The sequence below is a fragment of the Longimicrobium sp. genome (assembly GCF_036399255.1).
Taxonomy (GTDB): Bacteria; Gemmatimonadota; Gemmatimonadetes; order Longimicrobiales; family Longimicrobiaceae; genus Longimicrobium.
On the sequence record NZ_DASWNM010000082.1, the window covers coordinates 47,978 to 69,887 of the forward strand.

Here is a 21,910-nt window from a genome sequence, read left to right on the forward strand (position 1 = left end):
CCTCTCCTGCATCCTGTGCGGGCCGGCCGCCGTGCTGATCAATCCTGCGGACTGGCCCCGGTGCCATGTCGTTCGTCCGATCGGTTCCATCACCCGCTCCGCTCTCAGACTCCGGGTGTGTTTAAGAATCCCCTGCGCTCGCGCCCGTATGTCATTTCGAAGGAGGCGCCACACCGCACCATCGGCTCGGACGAAATCCCGCGCGCCGACTGAGAAATCTACTGTCTGCTGCTGGTGGTCCGTCGCGCGCCCCGGCACTGGCCCTGTCAGGCTGCATCGTGACCTCGATTGCGGCGGGGGCTGCCGCGTCTGCCCTCCAGCAACCCGAGGGTAGATTCCTCGGCCCTGCAATCTCTGGTGTGAGAGCAGGCTACGGCGTGGCCGGGCCTCGGAATGACAGCGCTGGTAGATCTGCCTGGATGCGCAGCGTCAGATTCTTGAACACACTCTCAGGGTCCACGAACGGCGTAGCGCGCAGATTCCGGCGGGTGGGGCGGGGTCGACCGGGCGGGCGCGAAGGGATATCTTTGCGGCGTCCTGAACCCCGCCCATCATGCTCAGCCTGCTGATGGCCGGCGCCGTTGCCTGCGCGCCGGCCTGCTCCGTTTTCGCCGACACCGTTCCCGTGCCCGCCGCCGTGTTCGACGGCGCGCGCGGCGAGCTGGACGCCCGCATCCCCCGCGTGGACCAGGCCGCCGTGCGCGTGGACGGCCGCCTGGACGAGGCGCAGTGGCGGCAGGCCGCCGTGCTCACCGGCTTTACCCAGTCCGCCCCGGCGGAGGGAACGCCCGCCCGCGAGCGGACGGAGGTGCTGGTCTTCTACACGCCGCGCGAGCTGTTCATCGGCGTTCGCGCGCATGCGTCCGATCCATCGTCCGTGCGCAGCACCCTGGCCGAGCGCGACCAGATCACGGCCGACGACCACGTCCGCATCCTCCTGGACACCTTTCACGACCGGCGCCGCGCCTTCGCCATCTTCGTCAACCCGCTGGGCATCCAGCAGGACGGCACCTTTGCCGATGGCCGCGGCTTTACGTACAGCCCCGACTTCGTGTTCGACTCGCGCGGGCGGCTGACGGGCGAGGGGTACGAGGTGGAGATCCGCATCCCCCTGCGCTCGTTGAAGTTTCCCGCGGGCGGCGCCCAGACGTGGGGGATGAACGTCATCCGCGTCATTCCCTCCGCCGGTGCCGAGGAAAGCTGGGCCCCGCGCTCGCGCAACCAGCCGGCGGAGCTGGCGTCCAGCGGCGTGCTGTCCGGGATCCAGGACCTGCGGCCGGGCCGGCTGGTGGAGGTGAACCCCACCTTTACCGCGCGCCGCGAGGGGCTGACGGACGAGGACGGCTTCCGCCGCGAGCCCGCCGAGCCGGACGTGGGCGTGAACCTCAAGTACGGCATCACCAGCGAGCTCACGCTGGACGCCACGATCAACCCCGATTTCAGCACGGTAGAGGCGGACGCCGACCAGATCACCGTCAACGAGCGCTTCGCCCTGTCGCTGAGCGAGAAGCGGCCGTTCTTCCTTGAAGGCGCGGACCTGTTCTCCACGCCCGAGACGCTGGTCTACACGCGGTCGATCGTCGCGCCCGCCGCCGGCGCGCGCGTCACGGGCAAGGTGGGCGCGCTGAACCTGGCCTGGCTGGGCGCGGTGGACGACGCGCCGCGCGAGAACCCCGCCCGCTACGCGCCGGAGGCGGAGCGCGCATGGTTCGGGATCGGGCGGCTGCGGCGCGACGTGGGTGCGGGGTCTACCGTGGGGCTGCTGGCCACCAGCCGCGTGGTGGGCGGCGCGTTCAACCACGTGGCGGCGGCGGATGCGCGGTTCCGCTTTGGCCGGGCGTACATGCTGGGCGGGCAGCTGGGCGGCAGCTGGACGCGCTCGTGGCGGCCGGACGGAGCCGGCACTGACCTGTCGGGCGAGGCGGGCGGCTTCGTGCCGGTGGCCCTGCACGACCGCGCGGCCCACATCGCCCAGGTGTACCTCGACCGCACGGCGCGGCGCTGGGGCTACCTCATCGCCCTGCGCGACGTTCCCGCGGACTTCGTGACGGAGACGGGGTTCGTGCGGCGGACGGGGTTCACCTCCGTCTCCGGCGGCAATCGCGTCTCGTGGTACGGCGCGCCGGGTGCCCTGGTCGAAGAGCTGGACTTCGTGCAGGGCTGGGACCTCCTTTACACGGGGCGGGATTTCTGGCGGGGCGGCGGGGGCGAGGAGGGTGAGCTGAGGCTCGACCTGTCGGCGGAGCTGCGCGGCAACCACGAGATCGAGATCGGCGTGGGGCGCGGCTTCTACACGCTGGACCCGGCGGACTACGCCGGCTACTCGCTGCCGGACGGGGACGGCGGGGTGCACACGGGCGACGCGCTGGTGGGGCCGGACGCGCGGATGGGCGGGCTGAACGGCGCTTCGATCGGCGTGGAGTCGTCGTACTACAAGTGGATGGACGTGGGGTTCGAGGCGTCGTACGGCGCCACTCCGATCTTTGCCGAGGGGACGCGGGGCAGGGAATGGTCGCTGGAGGCGGAGGTGGCGCTGCGGCCCACGGCGGCGCTGCGGGTGGACGCCAGCCTGCGCCGGGTGCTGCTGTTCCGCGACCGCGACGGCTCGCGCTACTCGCGGGCGCTGGTGCCGCGGCTGCGGGCCGAGTACCAGATCACCCGCGCCATCGCGGTCCGCGCCCTGGCCCAGTACGCCGTGGAGGAGGTGGACGTGCTGCGGACCCCCGACGGCCGTGAGTACCTGGCCGACGGCGAGCCCTTTCGCGTACGGCGCGGCAACCGCCCGTCGTGGGACGCGCCGCAGCTGAACCCGCTGCGGCTGGACCTGCTGCTGAGCTGGCGTCCCACGCCCGGCACGGCGGCGTTCCTGGGCTACGGCCGCGAGGTGACGGACGACGAGGCGTTCCGCTTCGACGGCCTGGCCCCGCGCACGGACGGCCTGTTCCTCAAGCTGAGCTACCTGTTCCGCAACTGACCAGCGCAGGTCGATTCCGCTACGAGGTCGACTGCTTCGTTTGTGGACTCCGCCTTCCCGGCGTAACGGCTCCGCAGGGTTCCTCCACATTGGAGGAAAGAGGAGGAAGCATGGCGACGCTGAACGTAGAGAACGTACCCGATGCTCTGTACGAGGCACTGAAGGCGCGGGCGGAATCCCGGCACTGGTCGGTGGCGCAGGAGGTGATGCACATCCTTTCCGAGGTGCTAGCCCCGGAGCGGCTCTCGATTCTCGAGCTTGAGGGACTTGCCGCGGAGCTCTGGTCCGGAGTGGATGGCGATCGGCACGTGGAAGATGAGCGCGCTTCGTGGGATTGATCGACGACGCAGGACAGGGCCATCCAGGCAGATCTACGAGCGCTTGTCATTCCGAGGCCCGGCCACGCCGCAGCCTGCTTTCACACCAGAGGTTGCAGGGCCGAGGAATCCCCTGTCGGATTGCTGGAGGGCCGACGCGGTAGCCGTGCCTGCTTCGCGGCTACGATAGGGGCGGACAGGGCCAGTGCCGGAGCGGTGCAGCGGGACACCAGCAGCAGACAGTAGATTTCTCAGTCGGCGCGCAGGATTTCGCGCGAGCCGATGGTGCGGTGTGGCGCCTCCTTCGAAATGACATACGGGGCGCGAGTGCAGGGATTCTTAACCACACTCCCAGGCATGTCTGAGGAGGGAGGGGCAGTTTTCCTCTCGGAGCTGGGCTTCGGAAGATGGATGACGATCGGTCGACGAGGGCGCGTGCCCGCGGCGGCCGATCGTCATTTTTCCACCCAACAGCCGGATCCTCACGTCGCCGCGACGTGGCGGGCGGATGAAGATCGGTGGATCTCCGCACACTTCCGTGCATCCGCAGCGCGGACATCGGCCGTACCATGGGCTGCCAGGGCCGCGCGGCACGCGGGGTGCCGTGCCGCTGGCGTCCCGCTCGCCGGCTCCGCTGCCCAAGACGCATCCGCATGCCCGTATCCATCGTCCCACCCGATCGCCTGGTCCCGCTGAACGACGTGGCGTCCGACCCGACGCGCGGCATCGTGCTGTACTGGCAGGTGATGCAGCGGCGCACGCGCTACAACTGGGCGCTGGAGCACGCCATCGAGCTCGCGCGCGAGTGGCGGCGGCCGCTGGTGGTGCTGGAGGCCCTGCGCGCGGGCTATCCCTGGGCCAGCGACCGGCTGCACCGCTTTGCGCTGGACGGCATGCGCGACAACGCCCGCGGGTACGCGTCCGCCGGCGTGCAGCACGTGCGCTACGTGGAGCCCCGCCCCGGCGACGGACGCGGGCTGCTGCTGGCCCTTGCGGAGCGCGCCTGCACCGTGGTGACGGACGAGTTCCCGGAGTTCTTCATCCCCCGGATGCTGAATGCCGCCGGGCACAAGCTGGCGCGTGCGGGCGTGCGGCTGGAGGCGGTGGATGGAAACGGGCTCCTTCCCCTGCGCGCGGCGGGAAAGGCCTGGGTGACCGCGGCGCACTTTCGGCGGATGCTGCAGCGCGAGCTCCCCGATGCCCTGGCGTACGCGCCCGCCCCCAATCCCCTCCCGCGGGCGCGCTCGCTTCCGCCGGTGGAGGGAGAGACGGCGAGCTGGCTGGAGGGGATCCGCACGCGCTGGCCGTCGCCCGCGGACGTGCTGATCGGCGGGGACGCACGCGACGCGGCGCGGGCGCTGGCGGCGCTTCCCATCGACCACGACGTGCCGCCGGTGGACTTTCGCGGCGGCGAGCAGAAGGCGCGGCGGGTGCTGCGCGCGTTCATCGATGGAAAGCTGGACACGTACTCCGCGCGGCGAAACGAAGCGGAGGACCCCAGCAACAGCGGCCTTTCGCCGTACCTGCACTGGGGATTCGTGAGCGTGCACGAGGTGTTCGCCGCCGTGGCCCGGCACCAGGCGTGGACGCCCCTGCGCCTGGCGCCGCGCGCCACCGGCAAGCGCGAGGGGTGGTGGGGGATGACGCCGGATGCGGAGGCGTTCCTGGACGAGCTGGTGACCTGGCGCGAAGTGTCGTACAACACGGCGCACTGGGTGCCGGAGAACGACACCTACGCCTCGCTTCCGGCGTGGGCCCGGCAGACGCTGGACGCGCACCGCGGCGACCGCCGCGCGGAGGTGTTCACCCGCGACCAGCTGGAGGCGGGCGCCACCTACGACGCGCTGTGGAACGCCACGCAGGGGCAGCTGCGCACGGACGGGCGCATCCACAACTACCTGCGCATCCTGTGGGGAAAGAAGTTCCTGGAGTGGACGGAAACGCCGGAAGAGGCGCTCGCCCACATGCTGCACCTGAACAACAGGTGGGCGCTGGACGGCCGCAACCCCAACTCCACGGGCGGCATTACCTGGGTGATGGGGCGATACGACCACGCCTGGCAGGAGCGCCCGGTGATCGGCAAGGTGCGGGCGATGAGCAGCGCGGCCACGGCAAAGAAGATCCGCGTGGACGGCTACATCGAGCGCTACGCCGCCACCCTTCCCGGACACACCGCCCCGCGCGCGGACGCAGGCGACGGCCGCGGCGAGGCGCCTGCTCCCCGTCGCGAGCGCCATACCCCGCGCGACCGCGGCCCTGCGCGAGGCGCCGGCACCTCAGGGCTCGACGTGCTGCCGGATGATGATGATACCAGATCCTGAAAAAGAATAATCGTACAGAGGAACAGAGGCAGACAGAGAAAGCGAGCTGAACGATCATCCTGGTTTCTCTGTCTGCCTCTGTTCCTCTGTACATATAAAGGTGTTGTTTTCCCGATTCCGGTATCAGGGCTGAGCTACCGGAGGGCCTTTCGAAGCCGGTCCAGGAAGCTCGGCTTCTTTGCGTGCGCCTCTCGCAGGGCCTGCAGGCGTGCGGCGAAAGCGGGCTCTCGTCCGTCGCGGGCGGCGAGGTCGCGCAGGTCCTTCAGCAGCGACACGGCCCGGTCGTAGGATTTCGGCTGCTTCGAGGCGATCAGCGCATCCACCTGTCCCCACGTCTCTTCCTCGCGCGGCGCCAGCCGGTCCAGGTGCAGCGCCCGCGCCTCCGCGACCTTGCGCGCGGCACGCTCCTGCTCGCGCGCGGCAGCCTCGGCCCGCGCACGCTGCCGTGCCTCCGCGATGCGCTCCGCCGCGTCCAGCAGCGCTTCCGCCGTACGCGGCGCGGCGGTCTCATCGGCCACCCCCACGTCACGGCTGGCCTGCAGGCGGCGCAGCAGCTCCGTCCGCACCTGCCGCTCCTGGCCCGCGGCGACCCGCGCCAGCAGGTCTACGCGCTCTCCGTCCGGCAGCGAGGCGATCCAGGCGCGGACCTCCTCCGCCTCCGGTGCGGCGGGAAGCGGCGCGCTTCGCTCCGCCGCCACCTGCACCAGGTCGGGATCGATCCGCAGGAACTCCATGAAGGCGCCGAGCGCGCCGGACGGCGTGGCGAGCCCGGGCGGGACCGGTGGCTCGGGTTCATCCTCGTCCGTGTGCTCCGCCTGCACCAGCAGGAGCCACCCAAGATAAAGGGCGCGATGGTCCCCGGCGGCAATCTCCGCGCGCAGAGGGAGGATGGAAGAAAGGCGCCCGGTGCCCTCCTCATCCCACGTGTCGCCGCCTTCCTCGTCCGAGACGAACGACAGGATCACGAAGCCGTCGTGCGCCCACGCCATGGCATCCTGGCCCAGGCAGTACTTCTGGGCGGTGCCGAGGTCCAGCGAATCCGCCGTAATGCGCAGCATCAGCTGGCGGGTTCCCCAGTTGGCCAGGTACAGGAACGCGTCGTACCAGTCCTCCATCCACTCGGACGGATCGCCCTTGAAGTCGCCCCAGTTGTACTCGTTGACGAAGCTGGTGGGCGTAATGCGGGCGCGGGTGGAATACGCGCGCACCTCACGCAGCTCCGCCTCGGTGAGCGGGCGGTCGACCGCCTGGAACTCGTAGTACTGGTACTCGCTCATTCCGCCTCCCGCCGCGCCCGCTTCTCCGCCTTTCGCGCGGCCTTCTTCGCCGCCGCCTCCCGGGCGCGCTCCTCAAGCGGCCGCGCGTCGGGCGGCGCCTCGCGCCCGAAGCGCTTGCGGTACAGGTGCTGGATGAATTCCGGAAGTGGCGCCTTCCACGGCTCCTGCCGGTGATTGTCGATCTTGCCCAGCTTCCTGGGATTCATCCCCAGCTCGCGGGCCATCTGCACCTGCGCGTGCGTCAGGCGGTGCCGCGTGCGGGCGTCGACCCACGCCTGGAGGTCTGCCGGAAGACGGGCCGATGCCATCGTGACGGATGCGGAACGCGGACCGGGAACGTCGCCGGGCTTGCAAACCGGCGCGGGACGGGCAAAATTAGGCCACATGGAAACAAAGTCAACACCCGACGCGGCCGCGTATCCGCCGCCGCTGGACCGCCTGCTGGGGCTGGGCGGCCTGTTCACCCGCGGCGACGACTGGCGCGACTACCGGCAGATGGGCATTGGGCCCGGGCACGTGCCGGACCTCATCCGCATGGCCGGTGACCCGGAGCTGAACCATGCGGACGAGGACGACCCGCGGGTCTACGCCCCCCTGCACGCGTGGCGCGCGCTGGGCCAGCTGGCCGCGCCGGAGGCCGCCGCGCCGCTGGCCCAGCTTCTGGTGCGGCTGCCGGACGACGACTTCGCCGACGAGGAGCTGCCGGAGGTGCTGGGGATGATCGGCGCCGCGTCGGTCGACCCCGTGGCGGCGGTCCTGGCTGATCCCGCCCTCGAGGAGGAGACGCGCATCAGCGCCACCAGAGCGCTGCACGAGATCGCCACGCGGCATCCGGAGCTGCGCGACCGATGCGTGGAGGTGCTGACGCGCCAGCTGGAACGCTGGGCGGAGCAGCCGGAGGGCCTGAACGGCTTTCTTGTCGACTATCTGGTGGAATTGCGTGCCGTGGAAGCCGCGCCGCTGATGCAGGCGGCCTTCGAGGCGGGGCTGGCGGATCCGTCCATCCGCGGGGACTGGGAGGACGTCCAGATCGACTTGGGGCTGCTGGAGGAGCGGCTGACCCCGCATCCGCCGCCTCCCTGGATGGCCCGGCCGCAGCCGCCTCGCACCCCGCCCCGGGAGATCTCCCCCGGCGAACGAGCTAGAAAGCTGCGCAAGGCACAGAAGCAGGCCGCCAAGCGCAAGCGGAAGAAGTAACCGACGGCCGCCGCGGGCGTGTGCTCCCGCGGCGGCCGTACGTATCTCAGGCGGCGAGTTCCAGCCGGCGGATGACTTCCTTCGCGTCCTGCTCGTAGAGTGTGATGCACGCCAGCTGACTTCGGGGATCGATCAGCTTCCAGCTGCGCGAGTGCTTGCGGATGGTGTGGCCGGGCGGCGGCGGGCGCGGCGGCGGTCTTCGTGGGGGCCATGGCGCACCTCCGATTGCGCTTGAACCTCGGCGCGCGGCACGGTCCATCTGCGCCGGCGGGGCGTGCCGCGGGCCGCGCGCATGGGCTCAGCTTCGGTCCGGACGGGGGAAGGGCGGGTCCCAGATGGTGGGCGGCACCCTTCGTCCCGCCACCCGCTCCGCCGATCTCAGCAGCAACGCCTCCGGTGTGATCCCCGCACGCTCGGCGACCGAGCGCAGGGCGGTGTCCATCCCCTGGATGACGCCCAGCATGTCCCACTTCCACGCGCCCTCCTGCCGGACGAAGTGCAACCCGATGGGGCTCCGCCGGCCGCCGATGAGCATCTCCGCAAACGCCATGTTCCCGGTTACACCGATCCGCCCGATCTGCTGGGTGCGGGCCTGCCCGTCGCTGATCCACCCCTGCGCCACCCCGTGCGTGAACACCTGGCGCGCCGTCATGCCGCGCAGGCGCGCCGAGGGGATGCGGTGCCGCAGCAGGAGCACGAAAAGCTGGTCGGAGAGCGGGCGGGCGCGCACCTCCGCCGCGCTGGCATACAGCGCCAGGTCCCGCACGTACCCATAATACTCCAGCACCGGCTGCGACACGTGCGACAGCGCCCCTTCGCCGTCGCGCGCCAGCAGCGCAGTGCGGTAGGCTTCGAACGTGGCGCGGATGGCCGGCTCGTCCGGGTTTACGGGCTCGTCCCGCGGCGTGCCGCCCGTGCCGCCCATGCCGCTGAAGTCGGGCTCCGCCTCGTCGTAGGGCGGGTCGCCGACCAGCTCCGCCACCATGCGCGCGGACGCGCGGGCGGAGAGCGCGTGCGTCGTCGGCGCGATTCCGGTTTGGAACATCCGGGCGGGCTGCCCCTCGCGGGTATGGAACGCGCTCCCGGTCAGCAGGTCGCGCCCGTCCTTGCGCAGGTGATGAAAGTCGGCGATCACCGCCGCGCGCCCGTCGTACCCGATCCACCGTTCGTGATAGACGTCGTACGGGGACGCCGGAGCGCTGGAGATCATCCGCCACTGCAGGCTGTCGTCGTCCCCCGGCGCGACCGCCTGCGCGAGCAGCCCGCGCACGCGCACGATGAACGCCCCGCGGTCCGCATCGTCCGGCAGCACGGCCAGGAAGACGGCCGTCTGCGCCCGCGTGTAGAGCGCGGTCAGGCTGTCGCCCAGCGCCGGCGCGGCGGTGTAGCCGGGCGGGATGGTGTAGGGCACGGCGCGGAGCGCGGCCGGCGCCCCTTCGGGCTGTGCGGCGCCGGCGACAGGCGCGTGCACGGCCGCGAGCAGCATGAAGAGGATCAGGCGCTTCATCGCGATTTGTTCCGGGAGAAGTACGGTTGCGACGGCCGTCCGTTTCGCACGGATGGAGCCACGATCCGTAGCGGCGCGAGCGCCCGACACAAACGGCTGGGGGAGATGGAGATGCGGAAAATCTCTTTCCGCGTCCGCCGCCGCGAGCGTCCGCCCGTGGGACAGCACGGCATCAGCTTCTGGGGCGGCGCGGCGACACGCGCAGGTTCGCGGGCGCCGTCTTTCGCCTGCGGGCGGCGGTTGTACGTGCGGGACGCTGACCGCCGCAGGCGTGGCTTCCACGGCGGCCGGTGCGTGTCTCAGGCGGCGAGTTCCAGCCGGCGGATGACTTCCTTCGCGCCCTTCGTGTAGAGCGTGATGCACACCAGCTGCCCCGCGGAATCAATCACCTTCCAGCTGCGCGAGTGCTTGCGAATGGTGTAGCTGGGCGGCGGCTGGGGGGCGGGGGCTGCGGCGGTCTTCGTGCGGGCCATGGTGCACCTCCGTTGCTCCTGGTCCTCGGCGCGCGGCGCGTGCTTACTCCCGCGCGCGTGTGCGAACGATCTCCTCCGGCAGGCTCTCTCTTGGCTTGCGGATCTCCAGGTGCACGATGTCGCCGTCGTCCAGGAACAGCTGGAGCGACGTCTTCTTTCCGCTTTTGGGGAGGGCCGTGGCGCGCACGATCGTCCGGCCGGTCAGCCGCTCCAGCTCCTGCAGCACGGCCAGGTCGCGGATCGCATACGCCTCGCCCAGTTTGTATCGCAGTTCGTACACCGACTCCGGCGCGAGCGACGCGACCTTTCCCGCCTGCGGCAGCAACTGCACGGAGACGGTCGTGACCTGTCCCAGGTCCACGAAGTAGTCGCCGCCGTCGCGGGGAAGCTGCAGGATGGGAAAGAAGCCGATCCGCTGGCCCTGCCGCACCCCGGCGTGGCGTTGCGCCGGCGACTCCGAAAAGGCCCGCAGGGGCGCGACGACGGCGAGGGGATCGAGCGAGGAGTCCGCTTCTGCCTCGGCGACGGCCTGGTCCTGCGGAACGCCCGCGGCCATGAGGTCGCGAACACGCTCGTTGAACTCCTTTTCCAGGTCGCAGTCGTGGCTGAGCACCAGCACGGGGCTCAAGCGCAACTCGGCGGATACATCGGGAGACAGGGCGCGCTCGTCGGCGTCCCACAACGCCAGCCGCTGGAGGTCACCCAGCCGTTCCGGTCCGCGGCGAGGCGCCGAAAGGTCCCGCTGCTCGGGCGGGACGAGCACCACCGAAGGGGCAAGGATGATGTCGCCCTGCCGCAGCGTGGGGTGGGGAACGGCCTCGTACGCAGTCACCGGCCCGGCTCAGGCGCGCGGCCGCGTACGGCGGAATTCGGGCGCACGATCATCCCGTGCACCCAAACGGATACGCTCTTCCCGCGTGACCGAAGATTCCAATGCCATCTCCGGCAGCAGCCGCCGGGGCCGGGGCGACTCGCCACGTGCCGACAGTCCGCCCAGGCGCAGCTCCCGCTGCAGGCCCGCGAACGGTGCCGCCTCTCCGTCTTCGCGGCTGAGCTCCGCGATCCGCTGTTCAAGCTCGCGCAGCGCAGTCTCCATACGGCGCACCTTTTCCGTGGAGATGAGCGTTACGTCGTCGCCGCGATTGGGGCCAAACGTGATCTGTTCTCCGCGGTACGCGGCGCGCTTCACCAGTTCGGAAAGCTGCTCGCGCACGTCCTTCATGGCCATTCCCATCAGCTGCCTCGCCGGTGCGGATGTACATCTTGTAATACCAATATACACACGCCCGCGCTGCCCCGCAAAGCCCTCGTCGTGCGGGTTCTCGCAACCCGGCCGCCGCAGGCGTGTGCTCCCGCGGCGGCCGGTGCGCGTCTCACGCGGCGAGTTCCAGCCGGCGGATGACTTCCTTCGCGCCCTTGCTTGTAGAGGGTGATGCACACCACCGACACGACACCAAGTTGGCCCCGTCAGCAGCACTCGGCGTGTAGGCGTAGCTGACCAGCGCGCCCGCGAACGGCCGATAGCGAGTGGCGAAGGCGGCGTTCAGCCTGGTTTCAAGATCTTCAAGCGAAATCTTAGGCTGTCCAAACAAAGCACGTTCCTCGATGATTGTTGAAGCTCCATGACGGAAGGCTATCGTGAAATCCTCCGCTGCTCCGGCAACCCATCCGGCCGATCCCCCTCCGTCGACGGCGTGACGCCTTCCAGCACGAAGCGGCTGAGGTCGCGGATTAGGGCGGGGATCAGGCCCTCCTGGTGGGCGGCTTGGCCGCGGGCGGCGATCTCGGCGGCGAGGGCGGGGAAGGCGCGCGCGGCGCGGTCCACAGCGCCGGGCTCCAGCGCGCGGCCCTCGGTGCGCAGTGCGTCGCGGTAGTCCTCCACGGTCATGCGCCAGGGGCTGGCGGCGCCGGGGTAGCGCGCCAGCACCTGGGCGGCGATCTCAAGGCCCTTCGCGTCGAAGTCGCCGCCGTAGAACAGGTGCGCGCCGCGCTGCACCAGCGCATCCAGCAGCGCCTTGTCGGCCAGGTTCAGGTTGCCGTTGGTGCAGACGAGCGTGGGATGGTTCTCCGGCACGAACTGGCGCACGTGCTCGATGAGCGCCGCCAGCACTGTGGGGTTCTCAACCACGAACGCCACGTTGCGCCACGCCCGCACATCGCCGCCGATCTCGGCCAGCGTGTTGAGCGTGAACGGCCGGTCGACGCCCTCCCGCCGCAGTTCCCGCAGGTACGGCGTGGCGCCGTCCAGGCCAAAGGTGTCCACGCGCACGGAGATGGGGTCGCGCGCGATGCCGGCCGCGGAGAGCAGGTTCAGCTTCCACGCGGCGGAGCCGCGGTCCTCGCGCGCGGCGGTTTCAGGAAAGGTGAAGGCGAGCGCGCGGATGAGCAGCGCGTGCGCCGGGCGGCCCGCATCCAGCCCGTGCGCGTCGCCCGTGACCTGGTTGGCCAGCTCCGCCAGGTAGACGGGCGGTGCGCCGGACGCGGGGAGGCGGTGGAAGGCGAGCGCTACGGGACGGATCGCATCCAGCAGCGCCTGCTCGCCCCAGCGCGTGGCGTCGGCGCGCAACTCGGATTCCGTGGCGTGCATCCATCCGATCACGCGGCTGTACGCCTCCGGCGAGATGCCGAGCGACGGCAGCAACTCGAAGCAGCGGCGGACGGCGCGCTCGCGGCTGGCGATCCGGCGTTCGCGTTCCTCCTTGGGACGCGCGATGGGCGCGCCGCGGTGCAGTTCGATCGCCTCGGCCAGCGAGCAGTGGAAGATGCTCTGCTCGCGCAGGCGCAGGTCGATGTCGCGAACAGCGATGGTGCGGCCGGGCTCAATCCACTTGCCGGTCAGGTCCTGCAGCGCGTCCGCCTCGTCGCGCGACTGGATGATGACGCGCCCCTTGGGCTCGCCGTTGCGGACGAGGGAGGCGTGCAGGTCATCCAGCAGCCGCGCGAAGTGCTTGTTGCGCAGCAGCGTCAGCAGATCGCGCCGCAGGTCAGGGTGCATGTCCGTCTCCCATGGATTCGCCTCAATCCCGCTATTCCCTATTCCCTATTCCCTGTCCCGTCTCCATCCCGATCAGCTCGTCGCCGATGAACTCGTAGCGGCGCACGCCGTCCCACAGGCTGAGCGTGGGGGCCACGGTCACGCCGTCCGTCAGCATCTCGTAGGTCGCGGAGCCGCGCACCTCCGAGCCCAGCGCGGTGGCCTTTTCCGTCGCCATGATCCAGCAGAAGTCCAGCTCCGTGAGCAGCGCGTAGATCTCCGCGGCGTTGCGGTCGTCCACGCCGGCGAACGCTTCGTCGAAGCCCACCAGGCGCGGCGCCGCGCGGTCGGCGGACTGCAGGCGCGCGCTGACGGCGGCGATCAGCGGCAGCAGCAGGTCCAGCGTGCGCCGGCCGCCGCTTCCCTGGCCGTACAGGCGCTTCGTGAGCTGGATCCACTTGCCGGATTCGTCCTTGCGCTGCACGGTGAGCGTGTACCACTGCGTGTAGTCCACCATCCGCAGCAGCGCGGTGCGGTAGTCCTCCAGCAGCTCGCGCTCACGGTTCCGGCGGCGGATGTCGGAAACCATCGTCCGGAAGATCTCCAGCAGCTCCTCGCGCCGCGCCTCATCCAGGTGGACGCCACGCTGGCTCAGCAGATCGTCCAGGCGGCGCGGATCGAAGGCGTCGGCGGCTTCGCGGGTGCGCACGTCCCAGTGCAGGCGCATGATGCCGCCCTTGAACAGCTTCATCCGCCCCAGGATGCCGTTGATGTCGCTGACCCAGTGGCGGGTGTTGCGGATGGCATCGCGGATGGCGTCCACCACGTCGCGCAGCATCAGCTGCTCGATGAGCCGGCGGTCCTCCTCCTCCAGCAGCGTCTCGTTGCGCGCCTGCTGCTCCTCCAGCGTGATCGTCAGCTCGTCCAGCCGCATCTCGCCCAGCTCGTGGGTAAAGCGGAGGATGTCGCCGTCCAGCGTGGGGCTCATCTCCTCGAACGCGCCGCGGGCCCGGGCGTAGGCGGCCTGCAGCTCCTGCCGCGCCCGCTTCACCTCGTCGTCGATGGATTCTGGCGAAACGTCGTGGAGGATGCGCTGCATCGCCTTCGGCAGCCCGGACCTGCGCGCGTCTTCGGCGTACTCGAAGAGCGTGGGATACGCGTCGATGCCCGCGCGGAAGCCGTGCTCGGCCGACTGCAGGTGGATGAACGCGCTCCGCAACTGGTCCGCGTAGTCCGGCTCCTGCGCGGAGAGCGTCTCGATCTGCCCCGTGTTGCGGTCGATGGAGCTCTTCGCGTCCCGGTCCTGCCGGTCGATGGCCTCCAGCCGCTGGTCCAATTCGCGGATCTCCTCCGCCAGCGCCTCGCGGCCCACGCTGGCGCGCGACAGCTGCTCGTTGAGCGCTGCGATCTGCGCGTCCAGCGTCTGCACGCGCACGTTCGCCTGGGCGATGCGGGGCGCCAGCTCTTCGATCTGCAGGCGCAGCGCGTCGTGGGCGCGGGTGCGGGCGGCGTAGGCGCGGCGCATCTCGTCCAGCCGCTCCACGTCTTCGCCGATGGCGCGGACGATGGACAGCACCTCCGCGAGGGCGGCCGCGGCGGCGTCGACGTCCGCGCGGGGGCGGCCGCGCAGCCACGGTGCGTCGTCCGTGGCGCGCTCCAGGGCCGCGCTGCGCTGCTGAAGCTCGCGCGTGGCGGTCTCCACGGCTTCGGCGGCCAGCTCGGCGGCGGCGCGGCGGCGCTCGCGCTCGTGCTCCTCGCGGCGGACGGAGAGCAGGCGATCGTGCAGCGTCTGCAGCTGCGGCAGGTCGTGCGCGGCGCGCCACTCGCGAGCCAGCGACCGTTCGCGGGACTGCACCGCATCCAGCGCCTCGCCCAGCCGGCCGATCTCCTCGCGCAGCTCCGCCAACTGGCCGCGCGCCTCCTCGATGCGGCGGCGGCGCTCCTCGCGGCGGGCCGTCTCGCCCAGAAAGCGGACGCGCGCCTCCGCCGGGGCAGCGGCAAGGCCGTGCAGCGGGCCCAGCCGCCATCCGCCGTCCGCGTCCACCGCCCCCGCGCCGCCGCTGGCCAAGCCCAGCGCACGCAGCGCGGCGGAGACGTCTTCCGCCGGCACCTCGGACGCTGCGACAGGCACCAGCCAGTCCGCCGCTCCGCCCCGTCCCACGCCGCCCGATCCCGCGACATCCTCCGACGCATCCGCCGGCGCGATCCAGCGGTCGCCCAGCCCGTGCGCGTCCAGCAGTGCGCGCACGCGATCCCCCTCCACGCGCGGCACGACCAGCGCGTCGAGCAAGCCCGCATCCAGCAGCGCCGCCTCCACGCGCGCCGCCAGCGCCGCATCCGCCGCCAGCGGCCCGGCGAGATCGACGGCGGCGAACAGCGGCGTGTGCGCGATGCCGTGCTCGCGCAGCAGGCGGCGCGCGGCGGCCTGCGCGGGCGTGCGGTCCGGCTCCACGTCCGGCTCCCGCGACAGGCGCTTCAGGCGCGCATCCACCTCCTCCGCGTCCGCCTGGTGGCGCCGGCGGAGGACGCCGAGCTCCTGCGCCTCCGTCCGCAGCGCCTCCTGCGCCTCGTCGTGCGCGGGCTGCAGCGGGGCAAGGACGGACGCCGGGCGGCCGGCGGGCTTGTACGCGTCGATGGCGGTCAGCACCGCGGCGAACAGCTCGTCGGGCACGCGCAGCTCCACGCACGAGGCCCGCCACGCCGTCAGCGCGTCCGCGCTTCCCTCCCGGGCGGACTCCGCCTCGCGGCTGGCCGTGCGGAAGCGGTCGTCCGCGTGGTTCAGCTCGCGGGTGGCGACCTCGCTGGCCTTGCGGGCGGAATCCAGCCGGCCCGTCGCCGCGGCCACGGCGTCCAGCGCCGCGCGGACCGCGTCGAGCACCTCCCGGCGCTGCCTCGCCTCGCCCTCGATGGACGAGCGGGCCAGGTCCGACGCAAGGGCGCCGCTTCCATCGATCCCGTGTCCGCCCAGCGCGTCGCCCGCGAGCGCGGCGCGCTGCTCCAGCGACGGCCAGTGCGCGCGCATGGCCGCATCACCCGTGGCCTGCAGTTTTTCGCTCAGGCGGCCGGTCTGGCGCGTCCACGACCGCTCCGCCTCGCCCAGCGCGTTCTGCTCGCGGTCCGCCGCTTCCTGCGTGCGCCTGCGGTCCTCGCGCAATGCGTCGTACGCGCCGGCCGCATTGCGCTGCTCCGCCTGCGCCTGCCGCAGCGCCTTTTCGATGTCGAACGCCTCGCTGAGCCGATACCGCTCCTGCAGAACGGTCAGCGTGCCGCCCTTTTCCGCGCGCTCGGAGGCCAGCGCCGTCCGCACCTCCGTCTGCCGCACCACCTCCGCGCGGGCGGATTCCAGGCGGGCGAGCACGTCTTCGTGCTTCTTCTTTCGATCCGCGTGCTCCTTCGACGCGGCGCGATAGGATGCCGCCGCCTGCCGCGCGCGGGCCAGGACGGCGGCCTCCTGCGGTCCCTCCAGCTCCCGCGCGACGGCGAGCTGGTCGTGCAGGTGCTTCAGCTCCTCCTCGATCGTGTCCAGCTTGGAAAAGACTTCGGACGCGGCGTCGATCTTGTCGGACTGGATCGGCGGAAGCGACTCCTTGAGCAGCGCCTCCACTTTCTTTGGATTCAGCCCCTCGCCCAGCTTGGGCGTGCGGACCACGTGCAGCATCTCCAGGAAGCGCTCGTAGTCCTCCACGGTCTGAAAGCCGAACAGCGCATCGTTTACGGCGGATTTGTACGTGCGCTGGTCGTCCGTCACCTGCCCGTGGCGCCCCAGGCGGTCGCGCAGCTCGCCGGGGCGGAGCGGGCGTCCTTTCTCGTGCAGGTGGAACCCGCCCTCCTCCACGCGATGGGCCCCATCCATCACGAACCCCCAGCGCTCCACCTTCTGGTTGGTCCAGTCGCGCGACGAGCGCAGGCCGATGCCGATGGTGTGAAAGACGCCGGACGCGCCGCGCTCGAACTCCAGGGCGATGTACGCGGTGCGCTCGCGATGCCAGTTGGGGCTGCCCTCCTGCGCGTCGTCCTTGCCGATGAGGTAGTAGCGGATGCTGCGGTCGTTGCTGCCCATGGTGTCCACCCGATCGGGGGTGAGCATCATGTCCAGCACCAGCGTGATGGCGGTCACGAGCACGGTGGACTTGCCGGACTCGTTCTGCCCCGTGAGCATCAGGTTGCCGCGGCCGAAGTGAAAGACTTCCGGCTCCTCGAACAGCCAGTAGTTCTGCAGGACCAGGCGGCGCGGCAGCCAGCGGTCGGCGTCGCCCGCGTGCATGGCGTCCAGCAGCGCCTGCATCCGCGGCGGCACGCCCGTCAACTTGAAGAAATCGGATTGCATCGACATCTCGGTTCTATTCCAGATCCGGAAGCTGCTCGCGATCCACCCGCAGCCGGATGGATCGGCCCTGGCCCGGCGTGCGCGAGATCCATCCGGCAGCTTCCAGCCTGACGATCATCTGGTGGACGGACGGGGCGCTCACCCGGAAGTAGCGTACGAAGTCCGCCTCCGCGGGGGCGACGCGGTTCAGCTTGCTGTAGTAGTAGATGAACGACAGGTACTGGCCCTGCTTGGCCGTGAACGCTGGTTTCACGGAATCGCGAGGTTGCGGGTCGATGAAGAGGGGCGCGGCAACTCAGCCCCGTCGGAGCGGCGGGGTGGGCAGCCCCAGGTCCGCAAGCGCGACGCGCTGCACCCATCGGCGAAAAAAGGGGTCATCGAACGAGTACCTGCCGGCGTCGTCCCGGGCCAGCACCTCGTTGTCGACCATGCGGACGAGTGCGCTGGACACGGTGGACTTGGGACCCAGCCGGTAGCGCTGAAGCGCCTGCGTGCTCTGGAGCGCGATGTCCGGCTCGGCTGCGAGCGCTCGCAGGATACGCTGGTCCGTCGCCTGAAGTCCTCGCCACAACGCGGAGAACAGCGCACCCTGCTCCTGTACCAGCGTTTCCAGCGCGGCTTCGACCAGCCCTTCCTCGTCGGAGCCGCTTCGCAACGCGGCGTCCCAGACCGCACGGGCCAGCTGCACCACGTCGCGCGTGCGGGGCCCGGCCAGGCCCACGATGCGGTCGCACGCCGGCAGCGGCAGCAACACTCCCGCCCGGCGTGCGTGGTCGTGAATCCATTCCGCCAGCACCTCCGGGTCGATCGGCTGAAACGCCAGCACGTCCACCTGCTTCCAGAGCGCGCGGCTCTTGCTGGTGATCATCCCTTCGATCAGGTGGCGTTTGGAGCCCGCCAGCACGTACGCCAGGTTGCGATGCGTTTCCAGCGCCGCCTTGAGCGCCCATTCCGCGTCTTCGCCGCCCCACTCGTGGATCCGCTGAAACTCGTCGATGGCGATGCCCAGCGTGCGGCCTTCCGCCTCCATCTGCGCGTTCACCGCCCCCAGCGCTTCCCACAGCAGGTTCCTGCGTTCCAGTGCGTGTTCGCGAAGGCCGAACTCGAAGCGCACCGCCCCGGGCTCGCCCATCGCGGACGGCGGCGTCAGCTCCATGCTGGCCTGCAGCCGGCCGGCGACACCGTCCAGCGTGGCGCGCCAGTTCCGGCCGGCCTGCTCCCGCACGCCCCGCACGATCTGCTGCGCCGCATCGGCCGGGTCCGTCGCGGTGGCGAGGGTGGCGACCACCACCGTGCACTTTGCCTTGCGCGCTGCCTGGGCGGCCCGGTCCACCGCGCTGCTCTTGCCCAGCCTGCGGTCGCCGTACACCACCAGCCGGCTCCCCGGAGACCGCAAGACGCTGGCGATGCGGGCGACTTCCTCCTCCCGGTCCGCGAAGTGGTTTCCGCGGGCAATCAGCCCGATCTCAAAGGGGTTCCGCTGCCGCGGAGCCGTAATGCGCCGGATCATGACCTCGCCGCCTTCCCGGTACGAACGTTTCGGTCCGACGAACGCCGGACCGAAGATTTCGGTCCGACAATTATCGGTCCGAAAACTTCGTACCGCAAGGTTGGGGAGTGCCATCCATCACATCGAATCGTCGTCCTTCTCCGCCCCGCCGGCGTAGTGCGCGGCCAGGCGCGCGGCGGTGGGGAGCACCAGGTACTGGCCGGGCACGTCCGTGTCGCGCATCAGCCCCCACGCCTTCATCTCGTCCACGATCTCTTCCGCCAGCGAGCTCACCTTCTGCTGCTGCATCGTCTTGCCCCACTTGATCCCGAAGCGCTTCTGCAGCTCGTCCACGTCCTGCCAGACGCGGCTCTCGTCGATCAGGTAGGATTCACCGCCGGCGAGGACGAGCCGATCCGCCGCCTGGCGGTCGCGCAGCAACCCGCAGAAGCAGAGGACGGCGTGCGCCAGGCCGGAGGTGACGGGGATGGGCGTCTGCACGGCGTCGTCCGATCGGGCCGGGCGCAGGACGCGGGCGTACTCGGGAGTCACCTCAAGCTCCCAGCTGGTGAGCTGCTTCAGGTTCTGTAGGACGCGGGCGCGCGTCTCCGGCGCGTCCAGCAGGCGGAACGCGGCCGGGTCGTCGCGGCGAAAGAGAGCGGGGTTCAGCAGGAGCGTGCGATAGAGGCGGATCTCGTCCGTGCCGTCGGCGGGCGGGGCGGGGGAGACGGGCGCGGGACGCCCCTCCGCCAGGCGCTCCAGCTCCGCCGCGGGGATGCCGACGTGGATGCGCCAGGCGGCCGCGCCCCAGGCGTAGAGCGCGTCGCGCTTGCCGTTCTCGTCCGCCCACTCGTCCACGCTGCCGTCCTGCAGGCGAAGCACGCCCATCTCCTCCAGCCCGCGAAACACGCGGCGCGCGGCCAGCCGCTGGTCGCGCGAGGTCCAGTCCAGCCCGGCGTCGCCCGGGCCGGCGCTGCGCAGCTTGATCTCGTCCGCGATCTGGCTGACGGTGAACTTGCGGCCGCCCGTGTGCTCGCCGTACCACAGCACCCACGCCAGCAGCGCGTAGTCGATCTTCTTGCGCGCCCACGGCAGCCCGTGCGACGCCTCGGCGCGCGCCGGCGTCTTGACCAGCCGCGCGAACTCCGGGTGTGCCTGCACGCGCCATCCCGTGAGCCGGGTGAACGCGGCCTGCAGCTCGTTGGCGTGCCGGCGGATTTTCTCCAGCAGCGGCCTGTCCGCGGCGGTGACGATGGGCCGGTCGATAAGCGCCTCGGCGCACAGGCGGAAGTCGGCGGAGCGCGCGATGTCGCTGGTGATCATCGCGCCCCCTCCGTGCGGCGCAGGCGAAAGGCGCGGAGGTAGAGAAAGCCATCCGGCGCGGCGACCTCGGCCACGGCCCGCGCATCGTCCGGCGGCAGGATCTCGACCCGCGAGCCGTCCGTGAGCCGCACGTGCCGGTCGGGCGAGCGCAGGCAGTCGCGCACCAGCCGCACCACGCGCGACCGGTCGCCCGCGGAGCGCAGCGTGAGCCCGTCCAGCACCAGCTCGCCGTCGCGGAACACGGAGTCCCAGAAGCGCGTTTCCGCCCGCTTCTGCTCCAGCACGCGCGCCCGCAGCTCCGCTTTCTGGATGCTGCGGTCCTCCATCGGCGTGACGGCGCGGAAGTTGGGGTTGCCGCGCACGCGCGGCCGAAGCTCCACGTCCCACGGCGGCTGGTGCCAGACGGAGGCGTCCGGGTCCAGCTCCGCCGCCGCGTCGGCGCCGTAGGCGCGCATGTGGCGCGGCGCGCCCCAGCCGAACGCCACCGACGCCAGCCGGTGCGCCTCGTCGTCCGTCCCCGCGCGGCGAAAGGCCTGGGCCAGCAGGCGCAGGTCGCGGGCGCGGTTCAGGGCGTTGCGGCGCTCCGTCACCACGCGCTCGATCTGCTCTACCAGGCCGCGCACGCGTGCCGTCGTCTTGGCGTGCAGGATCTCCGCGTCGCCGCCGCGGGCGCTGAAGCCGCGCAGGGCGCGGATCTGCCCCTCGAACACGGCGCGGACCTCTTCCTCCGGCCGCAGGTCGCCCTTGCGCTCGCGCTCGTTGCGGGCGAGGGCCAGCGCGAGCCGCACGTCCAGCCCGGCCGCCGCCCAGTCTTCGAACAGGTCGCGCGTCCGCTCCACGAAGTCCTTGAGGCCCAGCGCGAACTCGTCCAGGTAGTCGCGGAGCATGCGCTTGTACTGCATGAAGACCACGAGGTCCGCCGCCGTGGGCATGCGGTCGTGCTCCATCTCGCGCATGTAGCGCAGGGCCTGCTCGCGCAGCTCCCGCCGCGCGTCGTCGGCCGCGTTCCACAGCCCTTCCACCTGCCGCAGCGCGTCGTGCGGCGCCCGCGCGGGGTCCAGCTCCGCCAGCACGCGGCCCAGCTCCAGGAGCGCGTCGCGCAGGCGGGCGAGGCGCGTGGTGTCCAGCGACCCCCGCGCACCGTCCCCGCGCGCCAGGCGAATGAGCATCTCTTCGATGATCCGCGCCGTCTCGCTGATCTGGTACCGCCGCGCGGCCCGGACGAACTCCTCGATGGTGCGCGCCTGGTTCACGTCGTGCTCCGACGTGAGCACCCCCCACGCCTCGAGCTGCTTGAGGTGCGCCTCGCACTCCTCGTCGGTGTACGCCGGGTAATGCGGATGCTGCGTGCGGATGAAGGCGGCCACCTCGCCCGGCCACAGCCACCCCGTCTCGCCGGCCTCGTAGCGCTGGTGAAAGAAGCGCACGATGGGGCGGTACAGCGCCGCGTTCACGGCGACGAGGTAGTTGACCTCGTCCACCTTGCGCATCAGCAGGTCGTCGATGAGCAGGCGTTCGCGAGAATCCATGCGTACTGGGGTGAAACGGAACAAAGGAAACGATTGCGAGCCGGGAAGGCCAAAATAGACGAGAACGGGCCGGAGCACCACCGTCTCGTTCGATGCGGGCCGCGCGGGCTGGTGGATCGTCCCATTACAGGGTAGCTGGCCTCGGGGTCCGCTGAGCGCGGCTGGACTCACTAGATCTTGAAAAAGAATAATCGTACAGAGG

The 21,910-nt window shown here is 70.9% G+C and carries 16 protein-coding genes; 4 read left to right on the forward strand and 12 right to left on the reverse strand.

Features of this window, described 5'->3' with window-relative positions:
- Nucleotides 1-553: 553 nt before the first annotated feature.
- From VGC13_RS14510 to VGC13_RS14520, 3 genes are all read left to right on the forward strand, one after another.
- Nucleotides 554-2,974 carry a carbohydrate binding family 9 domain-containing protein gene (locus VGC13_RS14510; protein WP_331125980.1) on the forward strand — a complete coding sequence of 807 codons (2,421 nt, stop codon included), beginning with the start codon at nucleotides 554-556 and terminating at the stop codon, nucleotides 2,972-2,974.
- Between the two features lie 110 nt (nucleotides 2,975-3,084).
- The gene (locus VGC13_RS14515; RefSeq protein WP_331125981.1) at nucleotides 3,085-3,312 is read left to right on the forward strand and encodes a FitA-like ribbon-helix-helix domain-containing protein; all 228 of its coding nucleotides are present in this window, start codon (nucleotides 3,085-3,087) and stop codon (nucleotides 3,310-3,312) included.
- A gap of 632 nt (nucleotides 3,313-3,944) precedes the next feature.
- Complete coding sequence (locus VGC13_RS14520) at nucleotides 3,945-5,612, forward strand: hypothetical protein (RefSeq protein WP_331125982.1); 1,668 nt, start codon at nucleotides 3,945-3,947, stop codon at nucleotides 5,610-5,612.
- Nucleotides 5,613-5,746: 134 nt separating this feature from the next.
- On the opposite strand, the gene VGC13_RS14525 is transcribed toward VGC13_RS14520, so the two are convergent.
- Both VGC13_RS14525 and VGC13_RS14530 read right to left on the reverse strand, forming a co-directional pair.
- On the reverse strand, nucleotides 5,747-6,889 hold the full coding sequence (locus tag VGC13_RS14525) for a hypothetical protein (RefSeq protein WP_331125983.1): 1,143 nt from the start codon (nucleotides 6,887-6,889) through the stop codon (nucleotides 5,747-5,749).
- Nucleotides 6,886-7,197 carry a hypothetical protein gene (locus tag VGC13_RS14530; protein ID WP_331125984.1) on the reverse strand — a complete coding sequence of 104 codons (312 nt, stop codon included), beginning with the start codon at nucleotides 7,195-7,197 and terminating at the stop codon, nucleotides 6,886-6,888. The genes VGC13_RS14525 and VGC13_RS14530 overlap by 4 nt, the downstream gene beginning before the upstream one ends.
- Nucleotides 7,198-7,273: 76 nt before the next feature.
- Between VGC13_RS14530 and VGC13_RS14535 the strand changes: the two genes are divergently transcribed.
- Nucleotides 7,274-8,086, forward strand: a complete 813-nt coding sequence (locus VGC13_RS14535; RefSeq protein WP_331125985.1) for a hypothetical protein — start codon at nucleotides 7,274-7,276, stop codon at nucleotides 8,084-8,086.
- A gap of 298 nt (nucleotides 8,087-8,384) precedes the next feature.
- Here VGC13_RS14535 and VGC13_RS14540 read toward each other — a convergent pair whose 3' ends face one another.
- The 10 genes from VGC13_RS14540 to VGC13_RS14585 form a co-directional block, all read right to left on the reverse strand.
- On the reverse strand, nucleotides 8,385-9,593 hold the full coding sequence (locus tag VGC13_RS14540) for a hypothetical protein (protein ID WP_331125986.1): 1,209 nt from the start codon (nucleotides 9,591-9,593) through the stop codon (nucleotides 8,385-8,387).
- A gap of 299 nt (nucleotides 9,594-9,892) precedes the next feature.
- Nucleotides 9,893-10,066, reverse strand: coding sequence for a hypothetical protein (locus tag VGC13_RS14545; protein WP_331125987.1), 174 nt, complete (start codon nucleotides 10,064-10,066; stop codon nucleotides 9,893-9,895).
- A 43-nt stretch (nucleotides 10,067-10,109) separates the two neighbouring features.
- Nucleotides 10,110-10,898 carry a hypothetical protein gene (locus tag VGC13_RS14550; protein ID WP_331125988.1) on the reverse strand — a complete coding sequence of 263 codons (789 nt, stop codon included), beginning with the start codon at nucleotides 10,896-10,898 and terminating at the stop codon, nucleotides 10,110-10,112.
- A gap of 9 nt (nucleotides 10,899-10,907) precedes the next feature.
- The gene (locus tag VGC13_RS14555) at nucleotides 10,908-11,300 is read right to left on the reverse strand and encodes a hypothetical protein (RefSeq protein ID WP_331125989.1); all 393 of its coding nucleotides are present in this window, start codon (nucleotides 11,298-11,300) and stop codon (nucleotides 10,908-10,910) included.
- 399 nt (nucleotides 11,301-11,699) lie between these two features.
- Complete coding sequence (locus tag VGC13_RS14560) at nucleotides 11,700-13,061, reverse strand: TIGR02679 family protein (protein ID WP_331125990.1); 1,362 nt, start codon at nucleotides 13,059-13,061, stop codon at nucleotides 11,700-11,702.
- A 31-nt stretch (nucleotides 13,062-13,092) separates the two neighbouring features.
- On the reverse strand, nucleotides 13,093-17,367 hold the full coding sequence (locus VGC13_RS14565; RefSeq protein WP_331125991.1) for an SbcC/MukB-like Walker B domain-containing protein: 4,275 nt from the start codon (nucleotides 17,365-17,367) through the stop codon (nucleotides 13,093-13,095).
- Nucleotides 17,368-17,380: 13 nt separating this feature from the next.
- Nucleotides 17,381-17,620, reverse strand: a complete 240-nt coding sequence (locus VGC13_RS14570; protein ID WP_331125992.1) for a helix-turn-helix domain-containing protein — start codon at nucleotides 17,618-17,620, stop codon at nucleotides 17,381-17,383.
- 42 nt (nucleotides 17,621-17,662) lie between these two features.
- On the reverse strand, nucleotides 17,663-18,877 hold the full coding sequence (locus tag VGC13_RS14575; RefSeq protein WP_331125993.1) for an AAA family ATPase: 1,215 nt from the start codon (nucleotides 18,875-18,877) through the stop codon (nucleotides 17,663-17,665).
- Nucleotides 18,878-18,994: 117 nt separating this feature from the next.
- Nucleotides 18,995-20,179 (reverse strand): TIGR02678 family protein, encoded by a 1,185-nt coding sequence (locus VGC13_RS14580; RefSeq protein WP_331125994.1) that lies wholly within the window; start codon nucleotides 20,177-20,179, stop codon nucleotides 18,995-18,997.
- The gene (locus VGC13_RS14585) at nucleotides 20,176-21,708 is read right to left on the reverse strand and encodes a TIGR02677 family protein (protein ID WP_331125995.1); all 1,533 of its coding nucleotides are present in this window, start codon (nucleotides 21,706-21,708) and stop codon (nucleotides 20,176-20,178) included. The genes VGC13_RS14580 and VGC13_RS14585 overlap by 4 nt, the downstream gene beginning before the upstream one ends.
- Nucleotides 21,709-21,910: the final 202 nt, after the last annotated feature.